This is a genomic window from Marinococcus sp. LNSP9103-4 (genome assembly GCF_056034345.1).
In genome coordinates, this window is the sequence record NZ_JBQLIA010000029.1 from 11,611 (window position 1) to 29,663 (window position 18,053).

General features: G+C 43.7%; 16 protein-coding genes and 1 pseudogene. 2 read left to right on the top strand and 15 right to left on the bottom strand.

Annotated features, from left to right (window positions below; all coding sequences use genetic code 11):
• Positions 1–3: 3 nt before the first annotated feature.
• The 14 genes and pseudogenes from ACTRXG_RS14965 to ACTRXG_RS15030 all read right to left on the bottom strand — a co-directional run bounded on the left by ACTRXG_RS14965 (position 4) and on the right by ACTRXG_RS15030 (position 14,269).
• Positions 4–2,586 (bottom strand): pLS20_p028 family conjugation system transmembrane protein, encoded by a 2,583-nt coding sequence (locus ACTRXG_RS14965; protein WP_474285720.1) that lies wholly within the window; start codon positions 2,584–2,586, stop codon positions 4–6.
• A 24-nt stretch (positions 2,587–2,610) separates the two neighbouring features.
• Positions 2,611–2,814, bottom strand: a complete 204-nt coding sequence (locus ACTRXG_RS14970; RefSeq protein ID WP_474285721.1) for a hypothetical protein — start codon at positions 2,812–2,814, stop codon at positions 2,611–2,613.
• Positions 2,783–4,777, bottom strand: a pseudogene (locus tag ACTRXG_RS14975) (VirD4-like conjugal transfer protein, CD1115 family); the annotation flags it as partial. The pseudogene ACTRXG_RS14975 and the gene ACTRXG_RS14970, both read right to left, overlap by 32 nt.
• A gap of 126 nt (positions 4,778–4,903) precedes the next feature.
• Positions 4,904–6,733 (bottom strand): group II intron reverse transcriptase/maturase, encoded by a 1,830-nt coding sequence (ltrA, locus tag ACTRXG_RS14980; RefSeq protein WP_474285722.1) that lies wholly within the window; start codon positions 6,731–6,733, stop codon positions 4,904–4,906.
• Positions 6,734–7,454: 721 nt separating this feature from the next.
• A complete protein-coding gene (locus ACTRXG_RS14985) occupies positions 7,455–8,048 on the bottom strand; it encodes a type IV secretory system conjugative DNA transfer family protein (RefSeq protein WP_474285724.1) in 594 nt (197 codons plus the stop codon).
• A gap of 12 nt (positions 8,049–8,060) precedes the next feature.
• A complete protein-coding gene (locus ACTRXG_RS14990) occupies positions 8,061–9,164 on the bottom strand; it encodes a hypothetical protein (protein ID WP_474285726.1) in 1,104 nt (367 codons plus the stop codon).
• An 82-nt stretch (positions 9,165–9,246) separates the two neighbouring features.
• The gene (locus ACTRXG_RS14995) at positions 9,247–9,519 is read right to left on the bottom strand and encodes a hypothetical protein (RefSeq protein WP_474285727.1); all 273 of its coding nucleotides are present in this window, start codon (positions 9,517–9,519) and stop codon (positions 9,247–9,249) included.
• Positions 9,520–9,540: 21 nt separating this feature from the next.
• Complete coding sequence (locus ACTRXG_RS15000) at positions 9,541–9,762, bottom strand: hypothetical protein (RefSeq protein ID WP_474285729.1); 222 nt, start codon at positions 9,760–9,762, stop codon at positions 9,541–9,543.
• Positions 9,763–9,775: 13 nt separating this feature from the next.
• Positions 9,776–10,207 carry a hypothetical protein gene (locus ACTRXG_RS15005; protein ID WP_474285730.1) on the bottom strand — a complete coding sequence of 144 codons (432 nt, stop codon included), beginning with the start codon at positions 10,205–10,207 and terminating at the stop codon, positions 9,776–9,778.
• A 300-nt stretch (positions 10,208–10,507) separates the two neighbouring features.
• A complete protein-coding gene (locus tag ACTRXG_RS15010; protein ID WP_474285732.1) occupies positions 10,508–10,741 on the bottom strand; it encodes a hypothetical protein in 234 nt (77 codons plus the stop codon).
• Positions 10,742–10,924: 183 nt separating this feature from the next.
• The gene (locus ACTRXG_RS15015) at positions 10,925–11,518 is read right to left on the bottom strand and encodes a response regulator transcription factor (protein WP_474285734.1); all 594 of its coding nucleotides are present in this window, start codon (positions 11,516–11,518) and stop codon (positions 10,925–10,927) included.
• 4 nt (positions 11,519–11,522) lie between these two features.
• Positions 11,523–12,857 (bottom strand): sensor histidine kinase, encoded by a 1,335-nt coding sequence (locus ACTRXG_RS15020; RefSeq protein WP_474285735.1) that lies wholly within the window; start codon positions 12,855–12,857, stop codon positions 11,523–11,525.
• A 1-nt stretch (position 12,858) separates the two neighbouring features.
• Positions 12,859–13,230 carry a hypothetical protein gene (locus tag ACTRXG_RS15025; protein ID WP_474285737.1) on the bottom strand — a complete coding sequence of 124 codons (372 nt, stop codon included), beginning with the start codon at positions 13,228–13,230 and terminating at the stop codon, positions 12,859–12,861.
• Between the two features lie 46 nt (positions 13,231–13,276).
• Positions 13,277–14,269, bottom strand: coding sequence for a helix-turn-helix domain-containing protein (locus ACTRXG_RS15030; RefSeq protein ID WP_474285739.1), 993 nt, complete (start codon positions 14,267–14,269; stop codon positions 13,277–13,279).
• A 602-nt stretch (positions 14,270–14,871) separates the two neighbouring features.
• Here ACTRXG_RS15030 and ACTRXG_RS15035 point away from each other — a divergent pair.
• The gene (locus tag ACTRXG_RS15035; RefSeq protein WP_474285741.1) at positions 14,872–15,657 is read left to right on the top strand and encodes a ParA family protein; all 786 of its coding nucleotides are present in this window, start codon (positions 14,872–14,874) and stop codon (positions 15,655–15,657) included.
• Complete coding sequence (locus ACTRXG_RS15040) at positions 15,629–16,000, top strand: hypothetical protein (protein WP_474264072.1); 372 nt, start codon at positions 15,629–15,631, stop codon at positions 15,998–16,000. The genes ACTRXG_RS15035 and ACTRXG_RS15040 overlap by 29 nt, the downstream gene beginning before the upstream one ends.
• A gap of 125 nt (positions 16,001–16,125) precedes the next feature.
• On the opposite strand, the gene ACTRXG_RS15045 is transcribed toward ACTRXG_RS15040, so the two are convergent.
• Positions 16,126–17,295, bottom strand: coding sequence for a replication initiation protein (locus ACTRXG_RS15045; RefSeq protein WP_474285743.1), 1,170 nt, complete (start codon positions 17,293–17,295; stop codon positions 16,126–16,128).
• Positions 17,296–18,053: the final 758 nt, after the last annotated feature.

Genomic DNA, 18,053 nt, shown 5'->3' on the forward strand with positions numbered 1-18,053 from the left:
TCCTTACGTCCGTTTATTGTTTCGTTTCACGGTTTTCCGGGTGTGTTTCCCGAGATCATAGTTTTGGGTTCGTGGTGCTTGTTGTTCCGTGACCCGTTCCCGGCGGTTCACCCGACCTTCGGTCTGCCGATGCGTGACCGACTGTTGCACGTCCTGTTCGGTGTCGTTGCCCTGATGCTCGACCTGTTGTTCTTGATAAATGGTTTCTTTATTTGTTCCTCCCCGGTGTCCCTGTTCGGTGGAGCGTTCATGCCGGACGCTGTTTCCTCCGGCATCGCCCGAAGAAGAAGCGGAAGCACTTGGTCCCGGTCCGGGCGAGGATGACGGCGTAGGATCTTCTTTTGCCCCGGTTTCGCCGCCGGACGTGTATGTGGTATTCACCCGGCCGCCCTCCTGTCGGTGGTTCGTGGAGGTTTCGACTTCCTGTTCCACGTTTTGGGTACTGCTGCTATCCGTTTCCTGCGTCACCTGTTCCCGGTGCGTTCCAGTCGTTCCGGCGCTGTCACCTTTCATGTTCTGGACGCTTGCGGTATCTTCGGTGTCAGCGTTGGCACTGGCCGATGCCGGAGCGTTCCCCGTGGACGGCGTTTCCGTGGAAGCTGATTCGCCAGCCGCCCCGGATTGGTTCGTCTGGACGTTGCCGCCCGTCTCCTGTTGCCCTTGAACGCTTTGCACGTCCTGTTCCACGTTCCGGGAGCCGTTGCCGTTCGTTTCCTGTTCCATCAGTTCCCGGTGCGTTCCGGCGGTTCCGGTGCTTGCACCGTTGATGTTTTCCACGCTTTCCGTATCGCCCGTATCGGCGTTCGCCGTGGCCGATGCCGGAGCGTTCCCCGTATCCGGGGTTTCATCCGTGGCTGTATCTCCTTCAGTTGGAGCCGGGGAAGAAGCCGCCTGTCCGTTCTTTCCCGAAGCCGAGCTGTTCATGCCTTGTTGGGCTTCAAGATTGGATGTGGAGCCGTTGGCCGAGCCTTTCGCTTGGCTGTTGGTGCGGCCGTTCGTCCGGCCTTCCGTTCCCGTGGCTTGTCCTTCTTCTTCGCCCATTTCTTCATGCAGAGACGGAATGGAACTTTGATTGCTGTTCGCATCGTTGGATGCGGTTGGGCTGTTCTTCGTATCGTTAGAAGAAGAAGCCGAATCCCCGGAGGCCGATGCGGAGCCGTTGGCGGTCGGTTGGTCGCCTTGATCGGAGACGCTTTCGTTGGCCGTATCGTTGCCCTGGCTGTCCGTCCCGGCTTTGTTGCCCCGGTAGTCGGCCATGTTTGCCACATTTCCGGTTCCGCCCGAGCCGGATTGCCCTTCGGAAGTTTGCGACACGTTCTCCCGGTCTTGGCCGTTGCCCGATTTGTTGGTGGAGCCACCCGAGCCGCCGTTGCCTTCTTCCTTGTTGTTGCTCATTTTGTCGCTGATGTTTTTCACGCCACTCATGCCGGCTTTGGTTGCCCCGGTTGCGCCTTTAGCGGCGGCGTACGTCCCGGCCAAAGCGCCCCAGCTGGATTTCAACCCGGCGTCTAGGCCAAAGAGCCGTTCGACAATGTTTGGCCCGTCTAACACGGCCACACTAAGCCCGACCATGCCGAGGACGTACACCAGACCATCGGTGCTGTCGTTCAGCATGTCAGCCCCGATCATATAGATTTTTAGAGATAAAAAGACCATGATCGTGACCATGAAAATGCTAATGATGTTCTGAACCACCTGTTTCATCCGTTGCCCGGAGTGCATGTCCGATGCCGCTACTAACGGGGCCAATACGTAGTTAAAGGCCAGATTGAAAAACAACGTGGCAAGTTTGACGCCAATGATCACTAAGACGGCGGCCACCACCGTGAGTGTGGCAATCAACGGGACCCAATCGACTTCATAGCGGTAATAGTATTCCTGCGTAATATTGGAAATCCACCCGCCATCTTCGAGGTCCACGACTTCCCGTGTGCCGTCCGGCAGGGTTTGAATTTTTTTCTCGACAATGTCCTGTCCGGTCTCTGATAAATCATCTTCGCTGTTGATCTTCGTATCTTTATTTAATGGCTCATTGATCGTAAGATCTTGGGCGTAAGACGGGTTGATCTGATTGCTTTCATCCAGTTCCGTGGTTTCCCATTCGTTCACGTCATAGAGCGCCGCATCGGTGATGTTGTTCGTGATCGCCTCATCAGCCAGTGTGCTTGTGTCGTTCTCAAAGTTCACCGCATCCACGGCTTGGTCCGTAAATTCGTTGGCCTGATTCATCCCGACCGACAAAATGGTCATGATCGCCAGCGCCATGAAGATGTTCGACACCAACGCCGGACGGTTCACGGCGTCCTGTTTAAGAATAAGCAAGTACCCAATAAACATGAGGTTAATCGCCATGAGAATGACCAACACGGGTTGCATCGTGTTCACAAATTCCGTGATCTGCGGGTTATCGTATAAGAGTTTCAGCCCCAACATCGAATCCGTGATGTTCTGGAACGCATCGACAATCCATGCCATGCCTTTCACAAACATCCATGCCATCATGCGGAGAAAGTCGATCACGATTGTTCCTTTTGTTAATTCGTCTGAAAACCGTTCGAGATATTCCAGTATTTGTTCATCGTTCACGGCGTTCCCTCCCTTCGGCCCGGTTTAGCATGTTAAAAATTCATGCACACTGGTGTTGACCGCATAATCGTATTCATCCACCAATACGTCCACATTCCCGGAATCATCGTCTTTTTCTTTCACTTTGACCGTTCCATCCGTGAGCCGGATAATGAGTTCGTCCCCCACCTTCATATCTTCAAAATGGTGTAAGACGTCAGCCAGTCGTTGAAGAGGTCGGTTCCGCATCAGTATTCTCCCCTTTTTCGATTGATTTCTGATACTGTCGGCGTTCGTTTTTAATCATGCCTTGCGTTTGCGTCATCATCCGTTCGGGAATGAGTTCTGCTTCGTGCCATTCCGCTAGAGCCGTCTCACATTCGCCCATCGTCATCTGATAAACGTCTTGATGAACCATTTGATCTAACGTCTGAAGCAGATTCGCATCCATCACCTCTTGAACAGATTTATTTTCAAAAGCGGCCGCCTGTTCAGTGATTTCCACCGCTTCCCCGAGAGCTTCCTTGTTACCTTGTTCGTTGTTGGCTTCCTTCTGTTGTCCTTCCGTAGACGGCGATTGGGATTGGTTTTCGTTCTCTTTGGTCCCGTCTTGGTGGGCCGAGCCATCATCGGTGTGTTGATCGATGTTTTCGTTCTCAAACCGATACATCACCTTTGCGAGATTAAGGTCTGCATGCTCGCAGGGAATGTCGAGGTCCTCCAGGTCCGTATCTGTATTAAAGGCGTCACTCAAATACTCATACCGGAATTTCATCCGGGTCTTGCCGTGGTTGAAAATCGGGTACGGGGTCACGTTCTCCCGGTTCAAGTCCTCCCGTTTGATGCCCCGGTACACCACCATTTCGCCGGGTTTCAACCGCCCGAGTTCAGACGCATCAAGCAGACGGCGGCCGTCCGTTCCTTCCGTTTTGTTTTTATCCGTACTCAACGTACTCCCGGACCGGCTGTTGGAGCTGATCGTCTTTTCGCCCAGCAGTTTGGAAAATTCCTCGTTTGTCTCGTAGTCCGTGGAAAGCAGATACATTTTATTGGCACAGTTGCCGATGATGTTATCGGCTTCCTTGTCGTATTTATGTTTGATCTGCGAGAGGTCTTGCACGACCAGATTAAAATGAATCCGGCGGCCGAGACTGACGGTAATCATGTTGCCCATGTCCGAGATCGTAGGCATGTTCCCAAATTCATCCAAGATAAAGACGACCTGCCGGATGCACTTACGCCCCGGTGTGAAGTAAGACGTTTTCGCCAGTTCGGTGTACAGCTGCTTGACGTATAAGGACGCAATCACATGCAGGGACGTATCATCGTCCGGCGTTAATAGAAAGACAGCTGTGGGCTTGGTGAAGTGTTCAAATTCCCGGAGGGTAATAACCTCTTGCTGATTGCCTTGCTGTTCGTTCTGAACCGTGTACGTGACCGTTCCGGTTTCCTCATTAATCGCTTCTACGGCCACCGTAAGAACGGCATCCGTCTTATGATCGTGAAAGGTGACGGTCTGACCTTCTGCCAGTGATTGGTCATGGCTGAACTTAAACAGGCCGTTCGTGTTGGCCCGGGTGCGTTCCGTTCCTTCCGGGAACGTGGCCGTGACTTCGGCTTGGGCCGAAGCAAAGCCTGTAAGGTGCTTGCCAAAGCCGACCTTTCGCATATCAAACGAGTGGGCCGAAGTCATTTTCGCAATCGGCGTGAGCGTAAAAATGCTTAACTTATCAAACGCATTGGCATAAATCCCGGCCACCGTCTGGCCTGCCCCACTCGCGAATTTCACCGTAGCGTATTGGAGTTTGGCCGGGTGACTGGCCGGCAGGCTGTCAAAAAAGTCATCCAATCCTGTTCGCACATCGCCTTTCTCATCGGCCGTTTGTTGGCTTGCCAGTTCGTTGAGGGTATTTGCCACGGAGTACATCGTGATCTTTTCCGGGTGGTCCGGCAGGTTCTTTTCGCACAGCCCTAAAATCAGCGCTGTACATAAGGAACTGGCCGAATCCTGCCAAAATTTATCTTTGGCTTCCGGGTCCGCATACAACATGTGAGCAATCGCCTTTGCATGTTGTTCGGCCTGTCCCAAATCCCCTTCGTCATAAGCGTTAATCACCATCTGAAGGATCTGAAAACTCATGGACCGGATTTCCGGTTCGATCAAGTTCAGGGCTTCCACATGATAACCACGGTCTTTGAGGGTTTGTTTGGAAGCGGCTAGGAGTTATAGTGATAGGTAAGATTTTGAGATGATCTCCATCTTTTCCCCCACTTCACACCGTACGAGCACGTTTCCGCGCATACGGCGTTCCATCGTTTCTAACTCACTCTTTTATTCTTATGACGGTTTGATCGGTTCTAAGCCAGATGCCTGTCGAAGCTCATTCAGTTTCTTCAAGTGCTTGGGAGCCAACATAACGTACCGAAGGTACTCTTGGATCTTCTTCGTATCCGATAGATGAATCAGTCGATGAATGAACGTATCAACAATGACAAGGTTAGCGTAATGATCACTGCCTCCTCTGGATTTTGGCTGAATATGATGGCAATGCACTCGATCGCTTCCAATAGGTTGGCCAGTGACAAAGCACCTTCCATATTGCGCCACATATTTAGAGATCCGGTTATCATTGTATTCAATGCTTTGATTCTTCGAATAATGATTCATGACTTGAGCCAGGGCCCCTCGTGGCAGAGCACGAAGATCTTGGTGGATCTTCTTTCGCCCTTCCTTGGTGTAATTCGTTACATGCTGACTGAAGTTCCGAGGGTTTTTATGATGCACCCCCGTCACAGGGACAAGGCTAGCTTGTTGGATCGAGTAAATCTTTTTCCAAGGAGAAATTCCTCGAGCTCGTTTTTGGAAACTGGCACTTGTGTCTTTGAACAAGATCGTTGTTGCACAGGTTCGAAGTCTGGCTCTCATTGATTGTAAGAGAGTGTAATGGACCTCCGTTAAATCCATGTAAATAGTGGTGGCATACCGGTAATAATTTTGTATTCCTCGTACTGTTTGATTAAATCGAAAAACATTTTCTGGCTTAGGGTGGTGTTGAATATCCTTAATGCGGCGTTTAAGAAGGTGTTTAGTTTTCTGCAGCGACTGGTCGTTCATCGAGCTTTTTACGACGTAACCGTGTTTCGACTGCTGTTGCTGTACCAGTTTTAACTTAAACCCAAGAAACTCCGAGGCATTCTTTTTCAAATTGATCACTCTGGATTTCTTGGCATTAACGGTTAATCCCAATCGGGATTGAAGAAAGTCCACCACAGCGTGATAATAGCGCTTCGATTCCCGATAGCTTTTCGTCATGATCTTAAAATCATCCGCATAACGAACAATGAAGCCCGCTTTTAAATTCGTGTATTTCTTCGCATAGGCTCGAAAACCGATCGATACCGCCCGATGAGGTTTATACGTTTCCCATTGGGAGCTAACCCACCAATCTAATTCATTCAAAACGACATTCGCCAATAAGGGGGAAATGATTCCTCCCTGAGGGGTCCCTTCCTGAGGAACACCCTCTCCCTCAATCTCTGTTTTCAACACCTTCGAAATCACTTTCATCAATGATTTATCGCGAATCCCTAATTGCCATAGTTGTTTGAGTAGTTTTCCATGATGAACATGATTAAAGAACCCTTTAATATCAATATCCACACAGTAATGACACTTACCACGGTTAGCTAACGATACGACCCGGCTAAAGGCATGATGGGCACTACGATTTGGTCGAAAGCCATAACTATGAGAATGAAATTTCGCCTCACAAATCGGCTCTAACACCTGTCGTATCGACTGTTGGACCATACGGTCCCAAATGGTAGGAATACCTAGAGGGCGCTTTTCATTTGAACCTTCTTTAGGAATCCACACTCGTCGAACAGGTTGCGGTTGATAGTTTTCCAACCTTTTTCGTACTTCTTGGACGATCTCTCGATCGTTCAAATGCCAAATATCTTGGATGGTTCGTCCATCATGCCCAGCGGTTTTGCTACCTTTGTTGGTTTTGATGTTTCGGTATGCCAACCGAATATTTTGTTCTGCTCCGATCATTTTCATAAGTTGATAAAAGTTGTTCCCGTTTTGGCTAGCCGAATATAAACGATCATAAGCCGTTTGCATATCGTAATATTCGTGATAGCGTAGGTTCGTTTTCTTTAACATGGCCTGTAACCTCCCTCGTAGATATCTGGAGGATTACATCTCTTAGTCTTACTCGAATCCATGCTAGAACCAATACAATGAGTTAGTTATAAACGACTAGTGGCTATCCCTCCACGCGGATTAGACGTTTCATTGGTACTGTGCCACCACTTTCCTTGCCATAAATCAAAGTTATCATCGAATAAATTCCATGTTTCCTTCGAACCGTTTCATCGAAAACAAGTTCTCCACGTTGGCAAGTTACCACGTTCCGTTATTTCTATCTGTACATACACCCTTAGGTCTCCCCTATGAACCTGCTACCTTGAAACCGCCTGTAACGGCTTATGGATTTTCATAAAGGCGAGTTTTACTCATCCACAGTAGCGACACTTATTGTGTCCGAAAGCCTTTCGACTTCCTCCCGATATAGGTCCGTACGATCAGAGATTCGTCTACACATTACTTCAGTTCGTTGAAAGTTTTTCGTGTATTCTAACCATAGGTGTTTTATAGACTTCCGGCCTATAGGGCACATCATCCACCGCTGAATGACTTTCGTTGATCCCATCGGGATCTTACGGTACCTCTCAGCCGTCTTCATCGAGCTTCATACATGATCGTTCTTGTTTACCATCATGCATGTCGAAGGATTAAAGGAAGCCCTTCCAGGCGTTACCCCTTCATTTGACTTCTCGAAATAACAGTTCACTGTGTTTCTCACAGTGTCTAAGCTTTTCACTTAGAAACGTGTCGCGCCGCCTTTGGGGTCATTTAAAACCATCGACGCCTGTTGTTCGGCCCGGGAGTAAATGTCGATCATCGGAAACATGCCGATTTCGCCTTTACCACTCCGGGTTGTTCCTATCCATAAGTTATTGCTTTTGGAATCATCAATGTATATCTTGTCCTCGTACCGGGAGACGGGAACGCCGCCTTCGCCCGGAAAATGCTGTTGCTGTTTCGTTTCTTTTTCGGGAATCGCTTTGTACTGCTGTTGAATTTCTTTCAAGGTTGTAAAGCGACTGGAGCCTTTCGACTGGCTTTCGGTAATGTCTTTAAAGTTACTCCTTAGTTTGTAATAGAAGATGCCGCCCACGATCAGTGTTGCCACGCCCATGAACAGGTAGCCAAGCGCCGGAACGTCGGACGTGGTGAATAACAGCCCCAGCACATCAAAGGAGACGCCGGGAGGGTCCGGGTTGCCAAGCCCTTGAAGCAGGTTGCGTACGTTTGTGATGCAAAAATTAATCAGCGTATTGGATAGTAGAAAAAAGACTAATGCCCCGAGCAACGCCAAAATCCCGTGGGCCTTTTTTGTTTTGAATATCTTCATGCCGTTCCTCCTTTAGAGATCATCCCGTTGCTTTTTAGCTTCTTCTTTCTCCTGTTCCAGTTCCTCGATTTCATCGGCATCCTCGTCCTCGTCCAGTTCTTCGATTTGGCTGTTCAGATCATCTATCGTGGACTGATGCTCTTGATACGTGTCGATCGTCTCCCGAACCGCATCGGTCTGTTGGTCTTGATAGACCTGTTCGGCCCCTTCCACATCGTCTTGATGCAGATAGGCTTTTGCCAGCATTTCACTCCGGCGGTTCGTCATGTCTACGTTATCGTTGTTAATCACCTTCTCGTAGTTGCCGTTCTGATAGGCCAATTCAAACGCCCCTTCATCCGTTGGAAACGCATCGTGATAGGCGTTCAGTGTATCGGTATCTTTGTTCAATCGAACAAATTCCACGGCCATCGCTTGGTTATCGAATAGCTTGTTCATCTGCTGAAACTGCTCCTTATCGGCTAACAAACTCGCATAAATGTTTCGTTCCTGCGTGGAAAGATCGTCCGGGTTTTGGTCCTTGTAGTAATCCAGTAATTCCTGTTCGTCTCCCATGAGCGCATCTTGATAGGTACTGACTTTGGCTTCCTGCGTTTCCTTCGTGTTCGTCACTTCCTGCATTTCGGCACTCACGGAGGATAATTGCATGATAAAGAAGGAAAACAGGCCAATGGACGCCAGAACGAAAAACGCCGCCACGCCGTAGATCGTTTTGCGTTGCCACCGTTTGAGCCGGGACACGTAGTTGGCATCCACGTTCTCGTTCGGTGGAATCTCTTCCTCGAACTTGTATTCTTCTTCTACCAATGCTTCCATGTCTTCCATAAAGCCCAGCCGCATCCGTTCTTTTTCCTTGCTTGTGCGAATCTTCGGCAGGTTCTTTTTGATATGCATGAACAGGTTCGGGACCTGTTTGCTTCCGAACGTGAACGTCCCTTCGTACATTTCTTTATCCAAGTCATCATCCAACACGTAGAAGTAGGCCGGTATCGTTTCCTTCTGGTCCCGCATTTCCATTTCTACTTCCTGCGAGAGTTTCACGGCTTCATCAAACGGAATCCGTTGATGCCGGGGGATTTTTGCGTGTGTTCCTTGCGTAAAATTCACGTACAGCATGTGCTGACCTCCTAAAAAAAGCATGAAAAAAAGAGCCGCAGACGGCTCTTGCTTCGATGCTAGTTATTTTAAAATCATGACGTTAAAAGGAAATATTGGAATCAATGGCCTGAGCTAACCCGTAAGCGCCCATCACGACCACAAGGCCGACAGCGGCGCCGATAAACCAACCGACCGATTTTGTCCGGCCCCGGTCGCCACCAAGAATCAAATAATAGCCGCCCACGCATAGCGCAATAGCAGCGGCAATCAGTCCCATTGTTTGGGCCATGCTTAGAATATCTTCCCCGGTCGAAACAAGGCCGCCGACGCCGGCCGCCCCTACGGTGAACGATTGAAGTATTAATTCTTTCATCGTACCCCTCCTTCGGGTGGTTTAGTATCGTTCTGATGGTTCTTCGGTGTTCGTTTGCGGTGCTTCATGGGCTTGGGATTTATTCGTGGTATCTTCATCATCCAAGCCGACAAAATCCAGCAAGTGATCGTCAATATATTTGGTGTGCTGTTCGTGCAACCAGTCCTCGTAATTGACGTTCTGTTTTTCCATCATTTTTTTCGCAATGTCTTTCTTTTGCTTCTGTTCTTTTCGTCCTGCCACGGAGACACCTCATTTACTCAGCGTATTTTTCCACAAAGGATTGGAGTTCGCCCTCGTATTCTTCTTGTTTGATGTCGTCCCCGTCCACTTCGTATTCGCCCATTACTTCTCCATCTTCAATATAAGTGACACGATCATAGGGAGAAATAAAATCTCTTGCACGACTGTCATCATTGGCCCGGTCTTTCGTTTCTTGATCGTCTTCCCACCCATTCGTATAGGTGAGCGTGGCACTGGTGTCCTTAAATACCTGGAACACGTTCTCTTTGGATTCATCCACGTCCGGGCTGAAAATATACATCGCAAACCCGGTGAAATCATCGGCGTTGATCGTTTCCTTGAACTGATCGTAGTCCTCGATTTCTTCCGTGGACGACCCACCACAGGCCGACAGCGTGAGAACGGAACCAAACAGGGCAACAAGGCCAAGACGTTGCTTTCGCATCCTACCCATCCTTTCCTGTACACTCTACCCCCTCCCTTCTGGTTCGGTGTTGGGGGACATCCACTTTATGGCTGAAAGCGGGAACCCTATGGAAACCTGCGTACGGCCGGAACCGTAGCTTCCCAATGCACAACGTTTTAGGCATAACACGAAGAACCAGAATGGAAACGGCATTTTACGCTATCATCGTAGCGGCGAGCTTTAGGCTTGAACTCGCAAACCCGGATCGAAGATCGTATATCCCTAAGATCATGCCGGGAAATCATAAGGACACGCTGTATGTAGTTGTGCAGGAAACGATTAGGTATTCATCACCAACTCTTCATTCGGTTTTTTGCGTTTCGCAATCAGACAACGCTGATGATTCTGTACGGAACGTACTCGATAGTAAATATCCGCCAGACGAGCGATATGCCCCTGTTCACCAACAGCTAAATGGCCTTTTAACTCATAACATTCATCGTCAAAGGTCCGAAGATAAGCGGCTCGGTAGGCTAATTCGCACGAGGACATCCGATGTTGCTTGTGCTTCATTATCTTCACCTCGAAATGAAATCTATAAAATAAGAAAATAGCTTTTGCTGTTCAAGTGTTATTCTTTATTACCTTTTCTTACCAGTCACCTATATATTTTAATTAAAAAGGCAAGCCAAAGGGAGGGTTAAAATAATAACCCTCCCTTTGGTTCTAGTCGCTTCTTCACGTTATTTAAGACTATTAAAAACTTTTGGCTTTTTTTATCTTCTTTTTTGCTTCACGAAGTTGCAATTTGATTGTATCCGGAGATTTAATGAGTTTTTGGGCGATATCTCTTTTCGTGAACCCCTTTTGATGTAGAGTGTAAACTTCCTTTTCTGATGGTGTAAGACCACTCATGTCCTTCTCTTGGCGATAAGCATCCAACAAAACTTGTGCCGAATCTCCATGAATTAGAGGTTTATCTACATGAACACTTTGAATCATGAGAGGCAAATCTTCATAAGAATTTTTCGTAAGATAATTTACAGCTCCAGCTTGAAAAGCTTCATCAATGGTTTCCCTGTCGTTCCAAGATGTCAACACGATTGAACGGTTAAATGATCGCTGTCGAAATATTTTTGTAAGTGTTAATCCTTCTAGAATTTCTTGCTCTTCGTCTAAAGCTAAATCAATTAAAGCGACATCTATTTGACCAATATCAATGGTCAATGCTTCTTCATAATTTTTTGCTATTTTTGTAACAAGCATTCCATCTTGCTGATCTAAATATTTTGAAAGTAAAGATGACCATACTGGATCATCTTCAACTATAGCTATTCGTATTCGGGACATCAGGTCATCTCCTAGTGGGATCAAATGAAAACGAGGTCTGTTTGAACTTTGGAAACCATAATGAAAAGGTGCTTCCACGATTGTTTTGGCTTTGAACTGTTATATCTCCTCCATGCTGCTGCATAATGTTGAAACAATAAGTTAAGCCTAATCCATAGCTTTCCGTTTCCTTTTTATTCGAGTAAAACGGATCCATCACTCGATGACTTTCCAGTTTGTTCATACCTGGCCCATTATCGGTGATATCCAGCACCATATGCCTCCTAGCTTCGTATACATCGATGGTGATAACTCCTTTTCCCTGAAGTGCTTCTTTAGCATTTTTAACGATATTGTTGAGCACTTCTTGAACATGAACAGGGTCACCGTAGATCGAATTCTCAGAACGAATATGAGTACGCACATCGATGCAGTCATTTACTAATAGAATTTCTCGTTGAGCGGTTTTTATTAATAAACGTGGTTCAAAATATTCTCGGTGCAATTCAATGGTGTCCAATTTACTTTGTACTCTTTGAGACAATTCGCGAAGATGTTTTGTCGTTTCTTGCATCATGTAGAGATTTTCCTGCTGACTATTTGGCAGCAACTCTCGATCCATTTGCTTCACCATTAAATCCAATTTACTTACTTCATTCTTAATCGCATGATTAAACAATGAAGTACCGGATTTTTGAGCTTGAACATTTGGTGATTGCTGAATGAATTGTACTTGAACACCAAGAAATCCGTGTTTAACGACCACTATACAAAATAATACAAATTGAAAATCGATGATATAGGTATTGTAGCGCCACATACCTGAAATGTTCATAGCTTCCAAAATGATATTTGTTACAAGAACACAAGAAAGAATAGGAACAATTATAATCGCCGTTAGTAATTTTTGCTTCTTAATTGATAACCGTGTTTCTTTCCATGCCGTATAAACAAGTAATCCATTGCATGCTAAAACATATGGTGTAACCCATACGGCAAAAAGTTGATGATTTAGTGAAAAATCTGGATAAATTTTATTTGTGAATAACATGCTCATTGCAGGAAGGAGAAAAAGAACTGTCCAAATTATCTTCTGTTTTAGTTGCTTGAGCACTCCACTATAAATAAGCGCAAACATTAAAACAGCTACTGGTGTCCAAAAATAGCCTAACGAACTCAAGATACTGTCGGCAATTAGGATATAAGAAGATCGGTCTGTACCTGTTCCTAACACACTGGCCAATCCACCTGCTCCTCCGCCAAATCCGATGGCAGTAACCCACTGTGTTGTTTCACTATGAGAATAAACAGCGATTAATACTAACACTAGGAGCCAAAGCAAGATGACTAATACCACCATGTTATTTGGGTCCTAAAGAGCGTTGAATGAATGCCTTAGTTTCTTTCACAATAGCTCTTTTTTTAAAAATATAACCTGCATAGCCACTATTGTTCATCAATTGAGTTATACATCCCCGGGCTCCCCATGACACTTCTGTATCTTGGGTGCTCACGTATTGATCATGTTTAGTACACATGAGTAAAATATTGTCCTGAAGCATTTTCAGTATAGTTTCGCTAGGATTAATAAGGAGCTCAAGTTTGACAATAGTATAAATCTTTTCTCGCTTTTTCTGTATTGATACGTGTTTAGGTTGAGTATAGTGATAATCTTCACTTTTGATACAGTGAAGTTGATGTAAAGCATAAGTATCAATCCATTTCGCTATCATAAGTTTGACCATCCTAACTGTGTGTTCAACCTAATTTAAAAAATCGTTAATTACTCTTTCGTCTTTCTGCCAACATTGATTTAAAATATGCTTTCTGTTTTTCTAATTTCGAATTATTATCTTCGTTTGCAGTTGTAGAAGAAGCTTCTGTAGCGTTTTTTGGATTTATATCTACATTTTCTTTGGAGTTTAACCTCATTTGAGAACTTATGTGTATTTCTATTTCTCTTTTAATGGTTATGAACAAATAATCGTTAGGTTTTTTTATTTCAGTGCTAATTTTTAGACTTCTAAGTGCGTTTTGAAGAATACACAGAATGGTTTTTTCGTTATTCTCTAATAAAAATAATTGCTCAGTATCTTTTTCTACTTGGTTTTTAGCTCTAAATAAAATCCCAATCCAGTCATATAACTCTTGATACGACTCACTAAAAGTATCTAATACGTAAAAGATTTTATCTGGAAGAACAGATTTTAAACTAGCTTTTAACAGTTCTTCTTTATTTTTTTCTTTAGCTAAAAATTTTTGATTAGATTCATGATTTTCTAAATTCGTTTCTTTATGTTTCTTATTAATAAAGCTATTAATGTTGAAGTTATTACTGTTAGTACCCCAATTTTCGGTACTCGGATTATCCGTACTCGGTTTTTTAGGGTATGGATCCGTACCCGAATTCTCATGGTTCGATGCACTCTCTTTTTTTTGAGGATCATTTGGGACAGCCATAATTGAATATATGTTTCGATCAAATCTTGCCCCTTCTGTGCGTTGACGAGTGATGCGAATATAACCGCGATCAATTAAATGTTTACGCCATTTGTAATACGTATCCTCTGCCATTCCTAATTCATCACATTGCAAACTGACACTGGGAAAAGCTGTTCTTTCACCGTTTTCGTTTGTTCCAGCAAAGGAGCACATGTAAGAGTAGATTAGCTTTGATTGTTTTGGAAGTGTTTTATCACGCATTACTTTTTGAGCTATTAAGCCATAGCCGTTCTCATAAATAGTCCCTTCAAATTGGATTACTGCATCCATACAAATATCCTCCTTCTAAAAACCCCTGCTAGAGATTTCCAAGAAAGAGGAACAAGATGTAAGCATAAAAACTTACATTGCACTTTTTCGTAGCAAACTTTAAAAACAGTGATCAAAATTTCCCAAAAGGTTCAATATTTTACGTCCTTATGATAAACTGGTTTTAAAGTTGATTGTGGAGGGATCTCTGTTTATAGTACCTTGGCGGCCAAACCGGATACTATGAGCAGGGATTTTTTCGTGTATCATTTTTTTGCTAATGTAAATTATTAAAGTCTAATTTACAATATATAACATTAAGAATAACAATAGTCGATCTGCTTCACAAGACAGACTTTGATTTTACTTTTGTAAAAGGTTTAATTTCATTGGTGTGTTCCCTAGAAAATAGTAATTGAACATCTCTAACAGAAAATTTTTCTTCTCTTTTTGTATTTTCTTGTTCAAATTGATTTTCTGATGAATTATTAATTTACGTTTAAATAAACTAAATAGTTTACGTTTCAGTTTATTTAAACATTTAAATTTCAATAACCTATGGCGTTTACATTTTAGATTATGTATACTTTTAATAGAAACAATTACATAAGCGGGGTGACACGATGACGACAACTATTACATTCGGTATTCAAAAAGGTGGCGTCGGAAAAACACTGACGTCTGGAGTGACTGCGTACCTGTTATCTCAGGAAGGCTATAAAGTACTTTGTGTGGATATGGATTCCCAGGGCAATCTGACACAGTTTATCTCAGGTATCGATGATCTTTCAGAGTTTGAAAATGAAACTGTATTAGAAGCGATCAAAGAGCAAGATGCCAGGCCGTACATTAAAGGAATCAGCGAGAACTTGCACCTGCTCCCTTCTGATGACTATTTAGCAACGATTGGCCAGTTTTTGTACCAGGAGTATGACGGCAACCGTTCACTTGCGCTTCATCGTACCCTAGAGCCCGTACATACGTTTTATGATTTTATCATTATCGATACCCCTCCGGCTCTCTCGGAGCAGACGATCAATGCGTTGAGCACTTCTACACACGTCGTAATTATGTTTGAAACTAGCAAATTCTGTTACTCGGCGGTTCCCCGCTTTATTGACACTGTCATGACAACAAAAGAACGACTAAATCCCGATCTCGAAATCGCAGGCATTTTGCGCACGCTCGCAGACGCCAAGCGGGTGGACTCTCAGGCCATGATTCAATTAATCGAGAACGAATACCCTAATTATGTTTTTGATACAGTCATTCACCGAAGAGCGACAACCGGGCGCCTTCCTATTTATGGACTCGTCAATAACTCAGAAGCAAATCAGGCATTCAGTTACCATAAATCATTTGTAAAGGAGTTGATGGAACGTGTCGGAACCGAAAAAACAAACCAATAAAGGAACAGATAAAGTACTCCAAAATATGACACAGCGTAATCAACGACCTTCTCCAGCTAATATGTTTTTTGACCACCAGGAAACGCCAGAGAAAAATGAAACAAAAGAAGAACAAAACGAAGTTCCTGAGGAAAAAGAAAATTCAGAAGAAACCTTTTGGTCTAATTTTGGGCAAAAGAAGGAGAAAGTCGAAGACACCCATAAACGAGGGACGTTCTTGATTCGAAAAGATCTGCTGGAGGAATTCAACCGCCTTGCGGAAGGCCAGGGCAAAGGTTTCAAAACGCAAGCTATTAATTATGCCTTGGAAAATTTAATAAAAGAAATAAAACAAAATCGGTAAAACGTAAACTTTGACATAAACTGAAACGTTTCAGTTTATGTCATTTCTATTTACTTACATAAGATCAACATTAAGTATGACAAAGGCTTCCGGGTGTGCATCTCCCGGAAGCCTTTGTCTATCGCTTATTTCGTTACATAAGGCAGCCAACGATTTTTTATACGTTCAAGTTGGTCACTGGAATATCCTTGCTCTTTTAGCCGCTGTTCGAATTCCTCTTCAATCATCCAGTTGGGTATTGGCCCGCCGTTGTTTCCAGAATATTTTTTAATAAGGTCTTTCACAATCATTTCCGCCTTTTTAGATTCAGGAAGATTATTTTCATCATTTTTGGTATCAGTCATCGATGATTCGAATACCATTGTTTGGCTGGCCGCATAATCTTTTCGTATCGCATTCATCAATACTCCAGCCAAATTATGAAACTGCCGTTCATCTTGAGAAGCAATATGTTCAATATTTCGAATGACTCTATCTTTTTCGTGTTCTTTTAGTAGTTTTTTGGCCTGCTTTTCATCAATACCATATGTAGTTAAAAGCTGGATAATCTCACTATTATCGTTTTCCTCAATCACATGTTCAACGTATTTGTCATTGGATTGGATCGTGAAAGTAAGAGCCGCTACCTTTCGTCCTTCTTTGACCTCATCATACGAAAACGTCAAATCAGTATAACTTCCCAGTTCTTCCTGTGCTTTTTTAAGAATTCGGTTTTTAAAATTAGCATAAGGTTCGTACTTACCTTCTTCGATATTCAACAACTGCCGAAGATCTTGAATGGAATAGTTAACCTGTTTGCGGAATTCGTCTTTTTTTAACAGTTCATACATACGCATAGAATACTCGCTTCGCAGACGAAGCACGTTTCTTAATTTAAATGGGGTGAACCGTTGTTTCAGCTCTAACAAATACGGTTTCATTTTCTGGGAGAATTCCAGTTCCACGCAGCCCTGGCCGTGGAAATATTCGCTGGATGCTACCCAGTTCACGTATAGTTCTGATTTTTCTTTTTGAATGTATGCGCCTTTCTGCTGGAGACCGACCACTATTTCTTGAACTTTCCGATAATAGTTTTTGGTCTGAATACCAAGAATATCGGCGATGTCTTTTACTTTTACTCTATGGATTTTGAAGTCGTTATCTTCTTTATGTATCAACGAAGCAAAGGCATAAATAATGCGACGTTCCTGGATAGTAAGATCCTGGCGGGACATGATGAGATCATTGGATTGCGTGACTGTATGGTCGGGTGATATTTCAGAGACTCCAGGTAAATTCATTTGTTCACTCACCATGCCGCTTCATTCCTCCCAGTTATTAGTAAGTTAATTATAGTTAATGGGTGTATTTTCTGTCTACTCCTCTTTTTGTAATAGTTAAGAAAGATAACAACAACCGTTTTAATTTTCCCTTGTTGTTTACATCGTTTATTTATTTAACAATTAATTAACAATGATTAATGATTAGAGAAGGCTGTATTTCACTCATACCAGGGGTTTCAAAGATGAACTATTACACATTGAGGAGTGAACTATTACACATTGAGGAGTGAACTATTACACATTGAGGAGTCCAACTATTACACATTGAGGAGTGAACTATTACACATTGAGGAGTGAACTATTACACATGAGGGAGTAGCTATTACAATTAGGGGAGTCTAACTATTACACATTGAGGAGTCTATTTTCAGCTAGCTATTTTTCTCGAACTATTACATATTGAGGAGTTGGAAAACAATAAATGTTTAAATTTTTTATTATATTTACATAAACGTTTTAGTTTATGTAAATATATACAAACTACCAAAAACCAATATTGTTTGCACTGTGAAATCTCATAGAGAAAAAACAACTTTATCTTTACGTGAATCGATTCTACGGTTAAATATAATTATGGTTATTATATTCTCGAACTATTACACAAAAAGGAGTCATGATTAAATGATGTGAACGCTAGAATAAAGTTGACAGATGTTGCTTGATTCGATTTTACACTTTTGCTCCATCAATCTGATCCTTTAGTAAAATAGATAATGACGTTATTTTACTGG

Excerpts from the sequence above, each read along its gene's own strand:
- ACTRXG_RS14970 (WP_474285721.1), bottom strand. The coding sequence starts at position 2,814 with ATGCGGAACCGACCTCTTCAACGACTGGCTGACGTCTTACACCATTTT.
- ltrA (WP_474285722.1), bottom strand. The coding sequence starts at position 6,733 with ATGTTAAAGAAAACGAACCTACGCTATCACGAATATTACGATATGCAA.
- ACTRXG_RS14985 (WP_474285724.1), bottom strand. The coding sequence starts at position 8,048 with ATGAAGATATTCAAAACAAAAAAGGCCCACGGGATTTTGGCGTTGCTC.
- ACTRXG_RS14990 (WP_474285726.1), bottom strand. The coding sequence starts at position 9,164 with ATGCTGTACGTGAATTTTACGCAAGGAACACACGCAAAAATCCCCCGG.
- ACTRXG_RS14995 (WP_474285727.1), bottom strand. The coding sequence starts at position 9,519 with ATGAAAGAATTAATACTTCAATCGTTCACCGTAGGGGCGGCCGGCGTC.
- ACTRXG_RS15005 (WP_474285730.1), bottom strand. The coding sequence starts at position 10,207 with ATGCGAAAGCAACGTCTTGGCCTTGTTGCCCTGTTTGGTTCCGTTCTC.
- ACTRXG_RS15010 (WP_474285732.1), bottom strand. The coding sequence starts at position 10,741 with ATGAAGCACAAGCAACATCGGATGTCCTCGTGCGAATTAGCCTACCGA.
- ACTRXG_RS15015 (WP_474285734.1), bottom strand. The coding sequence starts at position 11,518 with ATGTCCCGAATACGAATAGCTATAGTTGAAGATGATCCAGTATGGTCA.
- ACTRXG_RS15020 (WP_474285735.1), bottom strand. The coding sequence starts at position 12,857 with ATGGTGGTATTAGTCATCTTGCTTTGGCTCCTAGTGTTAGTATTAATC.
- ACTRXG_RS15025 (WP_474285737.1), bottom strand. The coding sequence starts at position 13,230 with ATGATAGCGAAATGGATTGATACTTATGCTTTACATCAACTTCACTGT.
- ACTRXG_RS15030 (WP_474285739.1), bottom strand. The coding sequence starts at position 14,269 with ATGGATGCAGTAATCCAATTTGAAGGGACTATTTATGAGAACGGCTAT.
- ACTRXG_RS15035 (WP_474285741.1), top strand. The coding sequence starts at position 14,872 with ATGACGACAACTATTACATTCGGTATTCAAAAAGGTGGCGTCGGAAAA.
- ACTRXG_RS15045 (WP_474285743.1), bottom strand. The coding sequence starts at position 17,295 with ATGGTGAGTGAACAAATGAATTTACCTGGAGTCTCTGAAATATCACCC.